The organism is Thainema salinarum CENA647, from assembly GCF_057732415.1.
On sequence record NZ_JBYJZJ010000022.1, the window covers coordinates 3916285 to 3930616 of the forward strand.

The following is a 14332-nucleotide window of genomic DNA, read 5'->3' on the forward strand; positions in this document are numbered from 1 at the left end:
TTGTCACTGGCTGATCACTGACTGACACGGCTGGCCATATTGTTCGCCTGGTGGCTCGCGGGAATCTTGACCGTGAATGAGCTACCTTTACCCACTTCTGAAAGACAGCTCAGTTCGCCACCATGCGCCTCAACAATGCGGTGGGATAAGTACAGCCCCAACCCGCTGCCTGAGCGACCGTGCCGACCCTGCTGAAACCGTTGAAATAGATCGGCCTGAGATTCAGGTGGAATCCCTGGCCCCGTATCATTAACCGTTACTTTGACGATGGAGTTGGATTGACCAGAGTTAGACTGCCCAGGAGCCGTTCCCATCAGAAGCACTGTCACAGTGCCAGAATCAGTAAACTTGATGGCATTACCAACCAAATTAGTAATGATGCGATTCAGCTCTAGCCGATCGCCCTGCACAACGTAGGAATAATCTGATGGCGTTTCTTCCTCCAAAATCAGCTGCAAGCTTTTTTCCTGCGCCAGCGGATCGAGCGCCTGCAGCACTTCTTGTGCAACTTCCTTCAGATCAGTCGGTCTAAAATTCAGCGATTTACGGCCAGCTTCATACCGATAGACTTCCAGAAGCTGGTTAACCATCGCCAGCAGATTTTTGTTACTGCTAGCCATCGTCACGACCACTTCTTCCATTTCTTCGGACAATTCTCCTAAATAGCCTTGCTGCATCAGATCCAACATCCGATCGGCAGCAACTAGGGGAGTCCGTAAGTCATGGGTCAAACGAGAGACAAAATCTTCCCGCTGACGAGCAATTTCGTCACGCTCATCGACACTATGCTTGAGCCGAATCAGCGATCGCACTCGTGCGAGCAGTTCATCAAACTCAACTGGCTTGCGGATAAAATCATCGGCCCCAATATCCAAGCCCCTGGCAACACTCGGCTCATCGTAGGCTGTAATCAATAAGATAGGAATAAACGGCAGAGTTTCAGATTTTTGTTGTTCCCGAATAATGCGAGTCACCTCAAATCCATCCATTCCAGGCATCATCACGTCCAGCAGCACGAGCTGGGGTGGCGATTTTTGAATTAGATCAAGTGCTTTGGCACCGTTATCAGCGACCTCAACAATATATCCTTCGTCCTGCAAAATGGACTGAACCAGGAACAAATTATCTGGAGCATCATCAACAACTAAGATGCGATCACTCTGCTGCGAATGAGAAGAGTAAACCATATTTTCCAACAGCTAAGTCTTATAAGCGCTATACACAGTTTCAAGCAAGAAAGACAACCAATAGAAGTCACACAACCAACTCGATTGTGAGCTGCAATTGGATGGTTCACTTTCCTACTACGTTTTGAAGTATTTTGAAATTTATTTGCCTTTTCCACATTAGGTGAAAACGAAAAGCAAGTAAATTTCAAGCAACTTCTAACCAATTAAAATCTAGATAAATAATTGACAGAGCGCAGATTACTTATCTTGATGAGATACTAATACAAGACGCAAAGTGCTTCTTGCAAACTTTCAATTCGTTTGCTGAGCAACGGCGCATCAAATATTTTTGTCGATTGTTTTTTGGCTACGAGAGACAAAAAAGGACTCTGCCTCTATGCTCACATCCTAAGGAACTATATGCTCTCACTCTGAAGAGGGATTTTGACCCAAATTTGTATACAAAGGCTCGTTGCAGGTTTCCTCACGGATCTCAACTCACATTTTGCGCCAAAACCAGCAGGGTAATCGAGCTATCGCGATATATCAGCTAGTCACTTCTGCAAGTTCTTGACTGGCAAGATATAAGCAATGAGCTAGAACAAGAAATAACGCTGAGCCATCGGTAAAACCGTAGCGGGTTCACACGTAAGCAGCTCACCGTCGGCTCGCACTTCGTAGGTTTCCGGGTCAACCTCAATATGGGGTAAGTTATCGTTGAGCTTGAGATCTGCTTTACCGATATTGCGCGTATTGGCAACTGCGATCGCAGTTTTTTGCAGACCAAGCTGCTCCGGTACACCTAGATCCAGCGCCGCTTGGGAGATAAACGTCAGCGATGTAGTTGAGATCGCACCGCCATAGCTACCAAACATCGGTCGCATATGAATCGGCTGCGGCGTCGGGATACTGGCATTTGGATCGCCCATCTGCGCCCAGGCAATCACACCACCTTTAATCACCAGTTCGGGCTTGACGCCAAAGAAGGCGGGCTTCCATAGGCAAAGATCGGCTAGCTTACCCTCTTCAACTGAACCAACCTCATGGGCAATGCCGTGGGTGATAGCGGGATTAATCGTGTACTTGGCCACATAGCGTTTAGCCCGATTGTTATCGTTGAGATCGCTATCTTCCGCCAGTGCGCCCCGCTGCACTTTCATCTTATGCGCCGTCTGCCAGGTGCGAATGACGACTTCGCCGACCCGACCCATCGCCTGCGAGTCCGAGGCAATCATGCTGAATGCGCCCAGGTCATGCAGAATATCTTCCGCCGCAATCGTCTCCCGCCGAATCCGCGACTCCGCAAAGGCAACATCTTCTGGAATGCTGGGGCTGAGATGATGGCAAACCATCAGCATATCCAGGTGCTCGTCCAGGGTGTTAACGGTATAAGGCCGCGTAGGATTGGTAGACGACGGCAAAACGTTGGCCTGACCACACACCTTGATGATGTCCGGCGCGTGGCCACCGCCCGCCCCTTCCGTGTGATAGGTATGAATGGCCCGATTCTTAAAGGCGGCAATTGTATTTTCGACAAATCCCGCCTCATTCAGCGTATCCGTATGAATTGCAACTTGTATATCGTATTCATCGGCAATGCTTAAACAGGTATCAATCGTGGCCGGGGTTGTGCCCCAGTCTTCATGCAGCTTCAGCCCCATCGCACCCGCTTTCACCTGTTCCGCCAGACCATCAGGCTGACTGCTGTTGCCTTTACCGAGAAAACCTAAATTCATCGGAAACGCCTCAGCAGCCTGCAGCATCCGGTACATATTCCAAGCTCCGGGCGTACAGGTTGTCGCGTTCGTGCCCGTTGCGGGGCCAGTACCACCGCCGATCATCGTCGTTACGCCAGATGCGATCGCAGTTTCAATCTGCTGCGGACAAATAAAGTGAATGTGGGAATCAATGCCGCCTGCCGTGAGAATCATGCCCTCACCCGCAACTGCTTCTGTAGCAGGGCCAATGATAATGTCTACATTGTTTTGAATATAGGGATTACCCGCTTTGCCAATCTTGGCAATTCGACCGTCCTTGATGCCAATATCGGCCTTGACAATGCCCCACCAGTCCAGAATCAACGCATTGGTAATCACCATATCCACCGCGCCGTTCTCACGCGAAATCGGTGACTGCCCCATGCCGTCCCGGATTACCTTACCGCCGCCAAACTTAACTTCATCCCCATAGGGCGTAAAGTCTTGTTCAACCTCGATAATCAACTCAGTATCCGCAAGACGAATGCGATCACCCACAGTTGGGCCATATGTCTCGGCATAGGCGCGGCGATCCATGCGATACCCCATGCAGTGCTCCTCCTGGCAGTATTTAAATTAAGAGGTCTAATGTAGTGTACGAATTTTCGAGGAATGGTCAAGTAGCATACCATTCAAGATCTCAAATTAAGGCATCTACAAAATAGAGAAGCTTCAGGAAGAAGGTTATGCCAGAAATTCGATTTCAGATTGAGTGGCCTGATGGAGTACAAGAAACTTGCTACTCGCCCTCTTTGATCGTGAAGGAATACTTTGAGCCAGGAAACGCTTATTCCCTAGCCGATTTTTTAGAAAAATCTCAGACCGCTCTCACCATTGCCAGCGATCGCGTTGCTGCTAAATACGGCTTTCCCTGTGGCCGAGCATTAGGACAGCTCCAGCAAATTGAGGCCAAGGTGCAACACTACCAGTCGCAAACCCCAGCCTCAACCGTCAAGCTCATTCAATTTTTACATTGAATTTTTACAGTAGTGTTATTGAACGTGACTGTACCGTCCAACCGTAATTTCTTAAACAGTGCCTGCGAGTAGCACATCCAGCGGAGTTCCAAATCCAATAGCTGCACGAACGGCAACAACTAGTAGAATTACCCCGATTAATCCAGCCGTCATTTGCACATCCTGTTTCCAAAAAATGAGTTTTTCTCGCCAAGCACCGTACTGAATTGCTAGATAAGACGGCAAGTCGCTGACTGCAACGGCTGCGATCGCACCGACAGTTCCAGCCAGGTAAAACCCAAGCGGTAATCCTGCTGCTAATGTAATAAATCGTAAAAGGTTCGCTTGCGCACCGTAGACTGGTTTACCAACTCCCAATAAACAAGGACTCATGGTGTAAAACAGAACTGAGAACCAAACACCTAGAGAGAGAATAGACATCATCCAGGTTGCTTGCAAATATCGATCGTCATAAAGAATGCGAATTGCAATATCTCCAAAACAAACCAACCCAGCAACTAAACCCAGAAAGCTTAGCAACACAAACTTGCGCTTAGCTAAAATCTTCTTTCGTAGCTGATGACGTGGCAGTTCTGCGTTACCAGAAACAAGCGGGAAAATAACTTTCAAGCTAACTTTCTTGATGATTTGTCGGGGTAAATCTGCCAGTGCAAAAGCAATTGAATACACACCTAGTAAGGCAAACGTAAACAGAGAACCTAATATCAATCGGTCAGACTGTTCTGCTAAAAACATCATCGTTGTTTCTAGCCAAACCCAGCGACCGAATGAAAAGATTTCAGTACGTGCTGCTTTTTCCCAAGCGAACCAGTTGTTCCGACCCGGTAAAACAAAGTGGCTGCTTAGCGTCCAGAGGAATGTACTCACTAAACTACCAACGGCTAAAGCCCAAACAGTTGGATTAATTGCAGCCCAAACAATCATGACGAAGATGCCAGCGACTTGGGTGGCTAATCCCAAAGCAGTCATCAGTCCCAGCTTCATCTCGCGATTTAGCGTGAATAGCTTAGTTGAATTGAAACCATTAATGATAGTTGTGATGCCAACAACCGGAACGAGTTGAGCTAAGAGGGGTTCTTCATAAAAGCGAGCTAAGGGCACACTAACAGAAAGCAGTAATAGCCAAACTCCAAAGCCACGGATAATCTGCAACGTCCAAGCTGTATCTAAAAAAGCTTGATCGTTCCAGCGTTTGCTCTGAACGATGCTTTTGCCAACTCCAAAGTCAGATAGCCAAACTAATCCGATATATAGACTGTTAACAATAGCCATTAAGCCGAAGTATTCGGGCAGCAACAAGCGCGTTAAGACTAAATTGCTAATAAACCGTACAACTTGGCTTGATCCAAATCCACCGATTGTCCAGATTGCACCGCGAACCGCTGATCCTTTAAGAGCTGCACGTCCTTTAGAAATTGCGCGTCCGATCGAAAGAGAGGCCATGAGTTACCTTGTTTCTATACCTTACTTATTAGCAGCGTTTTAAGCTTGATGTACGATGAACAAGCTTTTATGAGCTTAGTGCCGCAATCGGCAAAGCTTGCGTTCTATCACGCCGAGATACAGTTGCAAAGCAGCGTTTTATAAAAGAGAATGTTTGACTTATTCCCGATTGAAGTCTTTGACGCTCATAGGCTGGAATTGCTACATCCTCAATAAAGGCTTGCCAGCGCTTGACGATAGCATCTGGCTCCGTTTCTTTGGCACGTTGAAAACCATTTTCAATCATGGCCCGTCGTAGTTCTGGTTCTTCTTTCAAGCGTTTAAGAGCTGCGATCGCATCATGAACCGTCGTCACCTTAATAAAATCAAGCTCGTTGTGAAACTCGGCTTGGAATGCGGAATCATTGCCAACAATTGCAGGTACACCGGTATGCCAAGCATTAAACAATTTATTTGCTGGCTTAGCCGAATAGGTTTGCTGGTCAAAGCTTCGCACAGCAAGCACCGCATCTATATTGCTGTAGTCAGACCACAGCTCAGGTTCATCAGATAAAATCCAACGCAGCCCCAAATCGCTTAACTGCTCTAACCACCAATCACTTTTCAGTTCGGGCGCTAGATTGACTTTCCGGCCAAAGAAGGCAATGTTTTCAAAGCGATTGCCTCTTTGAGAATCACGAGGGATCAGTCCTTGCTGCAACCAAAACGGTATAAAGTGAGCATTCCAACAACCACTTAGAAATCTTGCTTCTTCAGGATTTTGAACAACATGTATAGCTGCATAGGGATGGGGCGTTCGCTCCGCCTTAATACAAACAGCTAGTAGTTTAGGGTTGAGCAATTTAGGATGCTTAGGCAGCAAATCATAATGTGCAATTACAATACCTTCGGTAGGAAGCTGATCAATAATCTGGCATGGAAATCCACTCGTACTCAAACGCAAGTAGGTTTGTATGGTGTGGTCATATTTTCCAGCAGATGGCCATAGATTTGGATCAGTCCAGCAGGTAATTGGCGTTTGCGGGATACCCTGCTCAGGCCACTCTGAGCGAGGTACGTAAAAATACACAGGAACTTCGGGTTTTGACATGGTCATCGCAAAAACATGCACCAATAATCATGCACTAGCACTGAATGGGGCAAATGGGCAGTCTTCTCATCCCAACTCATCCTCAATCAGCAGTCCTACCTATAGTGCCATCTAGAATTAGCTAAAAAGATGGCATAGAGTGAGCCTTATGCTAAGTAGCAGAACAGCAGTTGTGTATTTTCACTGAAACACACACTGAATCCACAGAGATTCCACAGCATGCCACTGGTCACAGCATACGTTCAATAACTGGCTTTGTTGTCTGAATTGCCTATAGGTTTGCACAATCTACATCCAATTATGTTGGAATTTACTGAAATCAACAAAATCTGCGGCAACGATGGCCGCCCACCTTTACACCAACAGCGTGAACACTGTCACACTGAGACAAAAGGCTTTGGCTCCTGCTCAAGCCTTCATAGTTCCATGTAGGTGTCTCAAAATTAGACCTCCCCTCAGACGAGCATTGATGAGAATATCTGAAGACGCTACAATGCTCCAGCAAGAAGCGATTTCGCTTAAGAATCATTTGTCAACTACTTACAGGTCACACCTCTGTCAGCAGCGGGGTGATCCAATCAAAAGAGTATTGGCTACACAGAGCCTTCACTTTAACTATTGTGGAACTTTATCATTCCGTTGAACATCAAAACGATTGCACAGTTCAGCTTAACCGTGGAACCTACTCATCTGATGATTAAACCTTATGATCAAATGCCCTAACTTGGCTTTCTTATCATGCTAAGAGAATGTCAGAATTGTTCAAAATAGCCATCTGCTAGTTCAAGCTGGCTTTGCGAAGCTAAATCAACCTCTTAATAAAGTCTATATTGAACGCTGCCAAAATTTGTTGAAAGCACTAAGATTCAACGATTCTTTGGCATTCACTGTAAATTTGCTGATTTCATAGATAGAGTTGTTTGCAGAGAAGTGCTAACTTCAGGACTAGAACCAACTGTTTTATGTCTTAGTTCATACAAAAACGATATATCGACGTAACGGCTTGCCTTTGTGCAACCAATTGGATAGCGGGAATGTCTTACTTCAGACTTTTTGAAAAAGCGTTTGCTGTTTTTGGACTCATGTATTTCGCTGGCACTTTAGATATTCTGGTTCCAGAATCGGTGCTTTCTCTGATGCGATATACCGTTCTGCTGTTTTCCATTTTTTTTATTGCGTTGCGATTTAAAGGCGCTATACGATCGCTTCGCAAAGATCCGTTCCTAGTTGTACTGATCACTTTGACGTTTGCATCATTTTTATGGTCAATTGCTCCTGATTCAACTATTCTAAGTCTCAGAAGTCAGGTCATTCAAATGATTGGTTTCGGCTTGTTTTTTGCGACCAGCTTTACACTCAAAGAGCAGTTAGAGTTAGTAGCGTTTGGGCTTGGCTTATCAGCTTTGATTAGTACTTTTTACGCTATCGTTCAACCTTCTATTGGGAAGCACCTATCTGGTCCTTTTGCTGGTGCTTGGAAAGGGGTTTATCCTCAAAAGAACGTATTAAGCCGACTAATGGTGCTGAGCTGTATGGCTTTTGCTTGTTTGAACAATAAAAACTATAGTAAGCGCTATTTGTTTGCATTCGGCTTCTATTTTTCATTGACTTTAGTTTTATTGTCCACTTCAAAAAGTGGCCTTATCGCTTCGATTTTTCTGGTCGCTTTCTTATTCTTGTATCGACGATTTCGATGGCGAGGCGAAATTAGTGTGATCGCCATAGACTTAGCTTTTTTGGTCTCAGTTTTTTTAATTGGTGTCATCATTGACAATTGGGAGCCTATTCTAGTCGGATTAGGACGCGATCCGACCTTGACTGGAAGAACATTGATTTGGAATGCCTCTCTAGATATGTTATTTCAGGATCGATTCTGGTTGGGTTATGGAAGAGACGCGTTTTGGAATACTAACCTGCCAGTTGAAGTTGGTCAGTCAGTTGCTCGGGGGTATGTTCCTCCTCATGCTCATAACGGATTCATTGATTTGATGATTGACTTAGGCTTCATCGGTCTTTTTGTTTTTGCTCTAAGCCTTATCCACAATTTCATTAGAGCAATAAAAAAAGCCTATGCGGCGGAGCAGGGCGAAGATTTATGGCCACTTGCCTTTTTGGCATGCTTGACAATAGCTAACATCACTGAAAGCACGCTCATGCTACTGACCAACATCTTTTTTGTTTTATATGTTGCGATCGCATTTTCCGATTTTGCACCTAGCCAGTCGCAGATAGATCAAGAGTCAAAAGTATGAAATCTTGTTTTATATCCGCAAAATCAAGCAAAGTTTACCAGCATAAGAACTAAATTTACTGATTCCTCACAGAACGCCTGCCGTCTTACAGTTGGCATACATTACACTGGGTTTGAAGACTGGCTAAGTTTTGACGCACGAAGGCAATTAAAATGGTGACCTTAAACCATATTGGCATTGTTGTTATCGGACGCAACGAGGGAGATCGACTACGGCGATGCCTGAGTTCAGTTGTCGATAAGGTTGAGCATGTTGTTTATGTCGATTCCGCATCAACTGATGGCAGTTTAGAACTTGCGCGCAAGTTTGGAGTTGAAATTGTTGAACTCGATCCATCCAAGCCTTTTGCATCACCACGCTCTCGAAATGAAGGGTTTTACCATTTGATGCAGGTGGCTCCTCATCTCAAGTATGTTCAGTTTATTGACGGAGATTGTGAACTCAGCGACGGCTGGTTGGAGTACGCAGAGCAAACTCTGAGTGAAAGAAAAGATGTTGCTGTCGTCTGTGGTCGCAGACGGGAGCTATATCCCGAGGCATCTATCTACAATCTGCTTTGTGATATCGAATGGGACACACCTGTTGGAGAAGCCCGCTCCTGTGGTGGCGACTCGATGATGCGACCGGAGGCATTCAAACAAGTTGGTGGATTTAATCCAGGGCTGATTGGTGGCGGTGAACCCGAATTATGTGTCCGCCTTCGACAAAATGGCTGGAAAATTCTTCGGTTAGACGCAGAAATGTCACTTCATGATGCCGATATTCAACGTTTCCAGCAGTGGTGGAACCGTAATCGCCGAGTTGGTCATGCCTATGCTGAAGGCTCCTGGTTACACGGTCGGAGTCCCGATCGCCACTGGGTAAAGGACAGTTGGAGCATCTGGACGTGGGGATTAGTACTGCCACTAACTGCTCTACTTTTAGCGTGGCCGACACAGGGCTTGAGCTTGCTACTGCTCCTGGGATATCCGCTTCTAGTCGCCAAGATATACCTCAAAGAGGCCGCAAAGCTCGGCCATCGTCCTGCTATCATCTATGCCTTGTCTTGTGTAATTGGAAAGTTTCCATTGGCTTTAGGACAAATCCAATTCCATTGGAACCGCTTAAAAGGACGAGCTACTCGATTGGTCGAATACAAAGATGTAAAGTCAGTTGATGCTTAGGTTGTAAAGCCATAACCCACTCAGGGTGAGTAGTTGCATCAACAATTTTCATTCATCAAATAGCTCAACTTACTACATTAGACCTTATCGGCAATTGTTTTGTAGCGCGGCTCCGCCGCGCTACAAAACAATTGCCAACCCCAAAAACTTTATTTCCAATAAAGTCTATTGCATCTAGCAGCTAACTTCAGGACTTACCTGAAGTTAGATTGCCATGAGCACCACCGTAGATCGGGCTTCTACACAGTAACCCTTAGCGGGTACGCGAGGAGCCTTTTCCGGAATAGGTGACATATCATCAGGCGACGGCAGCGCTGTATCAATAATGCGATGCCAGTGTTCGTCTTGGCCCAGTGGCGGCAGTTCAAATTCAAGTGGCACCCAATAGGCATTGCACATCACGTGTAGATGTTCATGAAAATCGGGATGATAGAGCGTAAACGCCAGTACATGGGACTCATGCTCCCAGCCTGGTTTACCCAACTTCATGCCGTGCCAGATCAGATAAGGATGTAAGGGATCGTAGTTGACGGAGAGGATGCGCTCTTGCCGGAAGAGTTCCAGCGACTGCGTAAACTGAATCAGTCCTTGCACAAAGGCAAAAAAGTCAGCGTGTTCCTCTAATGCACTCCAGTTGAACCAGCTTAGCTCGTTGTCTTGGCAGTAGCTGTTGTTGTTCCCCTGCTGGCTGCGCCGAATTTCGTCACCCATCAGCAGCATTGGCGTTCCCTGAGACATAAACATCAGCGTCAACAGGTTTTTACTTTGCCGCAGCCGCAGCGCGTTGACCTTTGGATGATCGGTTACGCCTTCAACACCGCAGTTCCAGCTAAAGTTGTGGTTTGCGCCATCCCGGTTGTCTTCCAGGTTCGCTTCGTTGTGCTTTTCGTTGTAAGAGACTAAATCGTTGAGCGTAAAGCCGTCGTGGCAGGTGATGAAATTAATGCTGCGGTTGGGTTCGCGGTTCGGGTCAGGATAGATATCGGGGCTACCCATAATTCGTGCCGCTAGGATACCAACCATGCCTTCGTCACCCCGAACAAAACGGCGCACGTCGTCGCGGAATGGGCCATTCCACTCAGCAAAGCGATCGCCAATAAACGACCCAACCTGATACAGTCCAGCTGCATCCCAAGCTTCGGCAATGATCTTGCTGCCTGCCAATACCGGATTGGATTCAATCGACCAGAGAATGGGCGGATCTTGCAGCGGTTCACCAGAGCGACTGCGCGAAAGCACCGAGGCCAGATCAAACCGGAAGCCATCGACATGCATTTCGGCTGTCCAATAAATCAGGCTATCGAGAATCATGCGACCGACAATTTCATGATTCGCTTTTAGCGTATTGCCGCAACCGCTGTAGTTGCTGTATTCAGCCAGATTGTCTTCCAGCATGTAATAGGCTGAGTTCTCAAAGCCGCGAAAGGAGAAGGTTGGCCCATCTTGATTCCCTTCAGCCGTGTGATTGAAAACGACATCCAGAATAACTTCAATTCCGGCTCGATGCAGGGCTTTGACCATGTCGCGAAATTCATCAACTGGCCCTAGTGGATCTTGGCGGGAGCTGTAGCTGCGGTGGGGAGCAAAGAAGGCCATTGGGCTATAGCCCCAGTAGTTACTCAGATCGAATGGAGCATCTTGTTCATCAAACTGATGAATCGGCAGTAGTTCGACTGCTGTGACTCCTAGCTCTTTCAGGTAGGGGATCTTCTCAATCACGCCGGCAAACGTGCCTTGCTTTTCAGGCGCAACGCCAGAGTTGGGATTATGAGTAAATCCACCAACGTGCATTTCGTAAATGATCGTAGAAGAGTAGGGAATATTGGGCGGTTCATCTCCCTCCCAGTCGTAAGTACGGGTGTCAACAACGACGCTGCGGAGCGACTGAGCGCAGTTATCGCCGGGTTCAATCGCGGCTTCTCGACTGTAGTGCTGCCAGCCCATGACAGCGCGAGCGTAGGGATCGAGTAAAACCTTTTGACCGTCAAAGCGATGCCCCAGTTCCGGCGCATAGGGGCCATAGGCACGATAGGCGTAAATTTGCCCAGGCTTTAGCCCCGGAACGAAGACGTGCCAGTAGTAAAACGTTTTGTTGTTTTTGGCGTTGAGGCGAATCACATGGGCTGGTTTGAAGGCATCGTCATCTTCAAATAGCAGCAGCTCAATGGAGGTGGCATGTTTTGAAAAAACGCAAAAGTTAACGCCTGCTGGGTAAACCGTTGCTCCAATGGGAAAGCTTTTACCGGGAGAAATGTCTAACCCCATATTGTCTTGCCTCTTGCATCATCGGCGTGTTTACCGATACATACGCTTTATTTTGAATTGCGATCGCACGTGCAAACCGCAAACAGGATCACTCTTAGGAAATGTTTAGGTTTCTTAGGATGGGGTAGAGGAGTGGGCGGGTAGGAGGGTGGATGGGTAAGGGGTGGCGGTGATGGTTGTGGGTGGGGGAGTTAATGAATGAGGCGGGAGAGGAGAAACTTTATGATCTAAACGGCGGTCAAGTTGGTCAGAGCTGTTTAGAATAGACGGGTAAATTCAGAATCATGCTCTGGGCTGAGTTCGGAGCGCTGTCCTCAAACCCTTATCCTCGATAAGTTCTCGCCGTGACACATCATCGACTAGTTACTCGACTGCGCTATCTAGGATTGGCTTTTATTGCCGCCAGTTTGACGCTCTTTGCTGCATCACCGTTGCCTGCACAGCAAGCGCCGGAGCCTGTGATTGAGGTTGGTGTGGTACAGCGGTTTGGCGAAGCGGCTGACGATGAGATGACGCTAAATGCGCTGAATGGCGATCGCTTGACCGTTCAGTTTGAAACGGGCGGACAGACTGAGACGATTACCGCAAATCAAATCAAAATTGTCGTGGGACAGCAGGCATTGAACGCGCCTCGGATTCAGGAGCGGGTGGTGCTGAGTACGCACCGCAGCTTTGAGAGCGCTGAGGACAGCGCCAACCAGTGGAAACAGCGGGGGATTGAGACGGAACTGGCTCAGCCCAATAGCTGGCAGGTGTGGGCCAAGCGAGATGTATACAGTACGCCGCTGCTGCGTCGCTTGTTGCTGAAGAATTTGACCAAGCAGGGATATGGCGACGCGGTTTTTCTAGACACCAAGGTTGAACCTGCAATTCCCAGAACGGCATTTATTGCCAATGGCTACCGCTACAACCGCGATATATTCAACATCGCCTCCGGCTACCAGCGGATTCAGGTGCAGACGAAGGATGAAACGAAGCTCTATGCTGGCAGCTTGAGAGTTCAGCCGAACGCATACGGGACGTATACACTGGTCAACTTTGTGCCGATTGAGTCCTACCTGCGCGGCGTGGTGCCGCATGAAATTGGTCTAGGTGCGCCGATGCCAACCAAGGAAGCCCAGGCAATCCTGGCTCGCACCTATGCCCTGAGAAATCTACGCCGATTTGAAATTGATGGCTATGAACTCTGTGCCGATACCCAGTGCCAGGTTTACAGCGGGTTAGGAGGGACAGCCGAGAGTACCGATCGCGCGATCGCAAATACGCGTGGTCTAGTCCTAACCTACGACAACGAACTCGTGGATGCGCTGTATTCGTCTACCACTGGTGGCGTGACAGCTCGATTTACCGACGTGTGGAATGGGGCCGATCGGCCTTACCTGCAAGCGGTGGTGGATTCGGTGCAGGGCGTGTGGGATCTGTCTCAGCGCAGCTTAGCCTCGGAGGAAAATTTCCGCGCCTTTATTCAACAGGAACAGGGTTTTAACGAAGAAGAATGGGACATGTTCCGCTGGCGCTATGAGGGAACGCTGGAAGAAATTGCTGGCGGACTGCGTCAATATTTAGGACGGCAGCAGCACCCATTGGCCAACTTCAGCCAAATCATTCAAATGCAGGTCGCAGAACGAGCACCCGCTGGCCGGGTTCAAAAAGTGGATATCCAGACCGACATGGGCACAGTTACGCTGGAGAAAGACGAAATTATTCGCGCTCTCTATCCACCCCGCAGCTTGCTGTTCTACATGGAGCCCATGTATGAGCCTGCTCCACAGCCTGCACCTGCAAATACACCATCTGCAACACCGTCGGGAGCAACGGTTGACCCAGCAAACGTTATCAGTCCAATTCCAACTCCTTCGCCTGTTCTGAAAGGCTATGCCTTTATTGGTGGCGGTCTAGGCCACGGCGTCGGCATGAGCCAAACCGGAGCCTATCGGCTGGGTGACCTTGGTTGGACATATGAGCGGATTCTCCAGTTCTACTATCCCAATACGATGCTGCAACCGATCAGCGATGCGATCGTATTCTGGCGCGAACCTTCGCTAACAGAAGCTAATGCTGAATCATCTGGTGCAACGGACAATGTCGTATCAACGAGCAAGGAAAAACCAGCGTCAAATTCAGCATCGTCTTCTCCTAACGCAGAGAAGGAACAACGGGGCATAACGTTTACGCTACCCAAAGCTGAGAAATCGAAATAAATCTGCAATCAACCC

The 14332-nt window shown here is 47.7% G+C and carries 9 protein-coding genes; 4 read left to right on the forward strand and 5 right to left on the reverse strand.

What is annotated here, in order from left to right:
- Nucleotides 1-14: 14 nt before the first annotated feature.
- Both AC286M_RS23975 and ureC read right to left on the reverse strand, forming a co-directional pair.
- Complete coding sequence (locus tag AC286M_RS23975) at nucleotides 15-1187, reverse strand: ATP-binding response regulator (protein ID WP_488206790.1); 1173 nt, start codon at nucleotides 1185-1187, stop codon at nucleotides 15-17.
- A 578-nt stretch (nucleotides 1188-1765) separates the two neighbouring features.
- Nucleotides 1766-3475, reverse strand: coding sequence for an urease subunit alpha (gene ureC, locus AC286M_RS23980; protein ID WP_488206791.1), 1710 nt, complete (start codon nucleotides 3473-3475; stop codon nucleotides 1766-1768).
- 137 nt (nucleotides 3476-3612) lie between these two features.
- Between ureC and AC286M_RS23985 the strand changes: the two genes are divergently transcribed.
- On the forward strand, nucleotides 3613-3903 hold the full coding sequence (locus tag AC286M_RS23985) for an MSMEG_0570 family nitrogen starvation response protein (protein WP_488206792.1): 291 nt from the start codon (nucleotides 3613-3615) through the stop codon (nucleotides 3901-3903).
- A 51-nt stretch (nucleotides 3904-3954) separates the two neighbouring features.
- On the opposite strand, the gene AC286M_RS23990 is transcribed toward AC286M_RS23985, so the two are convergent.
- Both AC286M_RS23990 and AC286M_RS23995 read right to left on the reverse strand, forming a co-directional pair.
- Complete coding sequence (locus AC286M_RS23990; RefSeq protein WP_488206793.1) at nucleotides 3955-5346, reverse strand: oligosaccharide flippase family protein; 1392 nt, start codon at nucleotides 5344-5346, stop codon at nucleotides 3955-3957.
- A 67-nt stretch (nucleotides 5347-5413) separates the two neighbouring features.
- Entirely contained in the window at nucleotides 5414-6436 is a 1023-nt protein-coding gene (locus tag AC286M_RS23995) for a glycosyltransferase (protein ID WP_488206794.1), read from the reverse strand.
- A 1034-nt stretch (nucleotides 6437-7470) separates the two neighbouring features.
- Here AC286M_RS23995 and AC286M_RS24000 point away from each other — a divergent pair.
- The gene (locus tag AC286M_RS24000) at nucleotides 7471-8688 is read left to right on the forward strand and encodes an O-antigen ligase family protein (protein ID WP_488206795.1); all 1218 of its coding nucleotides are present in this window, start codon (nucleotides 7471-7473) and stop codon (nucleotides 8686-8688) included.
- A gap of 152 nt (nucleotides 8689-8840) precedes the next feature.
- Nucleotides 8841-9851, forward strand: coding sequence for a glycosyltransferase family 2 protein (locus AC286M_RS24005; protein ID WP_488206796.1), 1011 nt, complete (start codon nucleotides 8841-8843; stop codon nucleotides 9849-9851).
- A 204-nt stretch (nucleotides 9852-10055) separates the two neighbouring features.
- Here the strand turns inward: AC286M_RS24005 and glgX are convergent, their stop codons facing one another.
- Entirely contained in the window at nucleotides 10056-12116 is a 2061-nt protein-coding gene (gene glgX / locus AC286M_RS24010) for a glycogen debranching protein GlgX (protein WP_488206797.1), read from the reverse strand.
- Between the two features lie 344 nt (nucleotides 12117-12460).
- Between glgX and AC286M_RS24015 the strand changes: the two genes are divergently transcribed.
- The gene (locus AC286M_RS24015; protein WP_488206798.1) at nucleotides 12461-14317 is read left to right on the forward strand and encodes a SpoIID/LytB domain-containing protein; all 1857 of its coding nucleotides are present in this window, start codon (nucleotides 12461-12463) and stop codon (nucleotides 14315-14317) included.
- The last annotated feature ends 15 nt before the right edge of the window (nucleotides 14318-14332 follow it).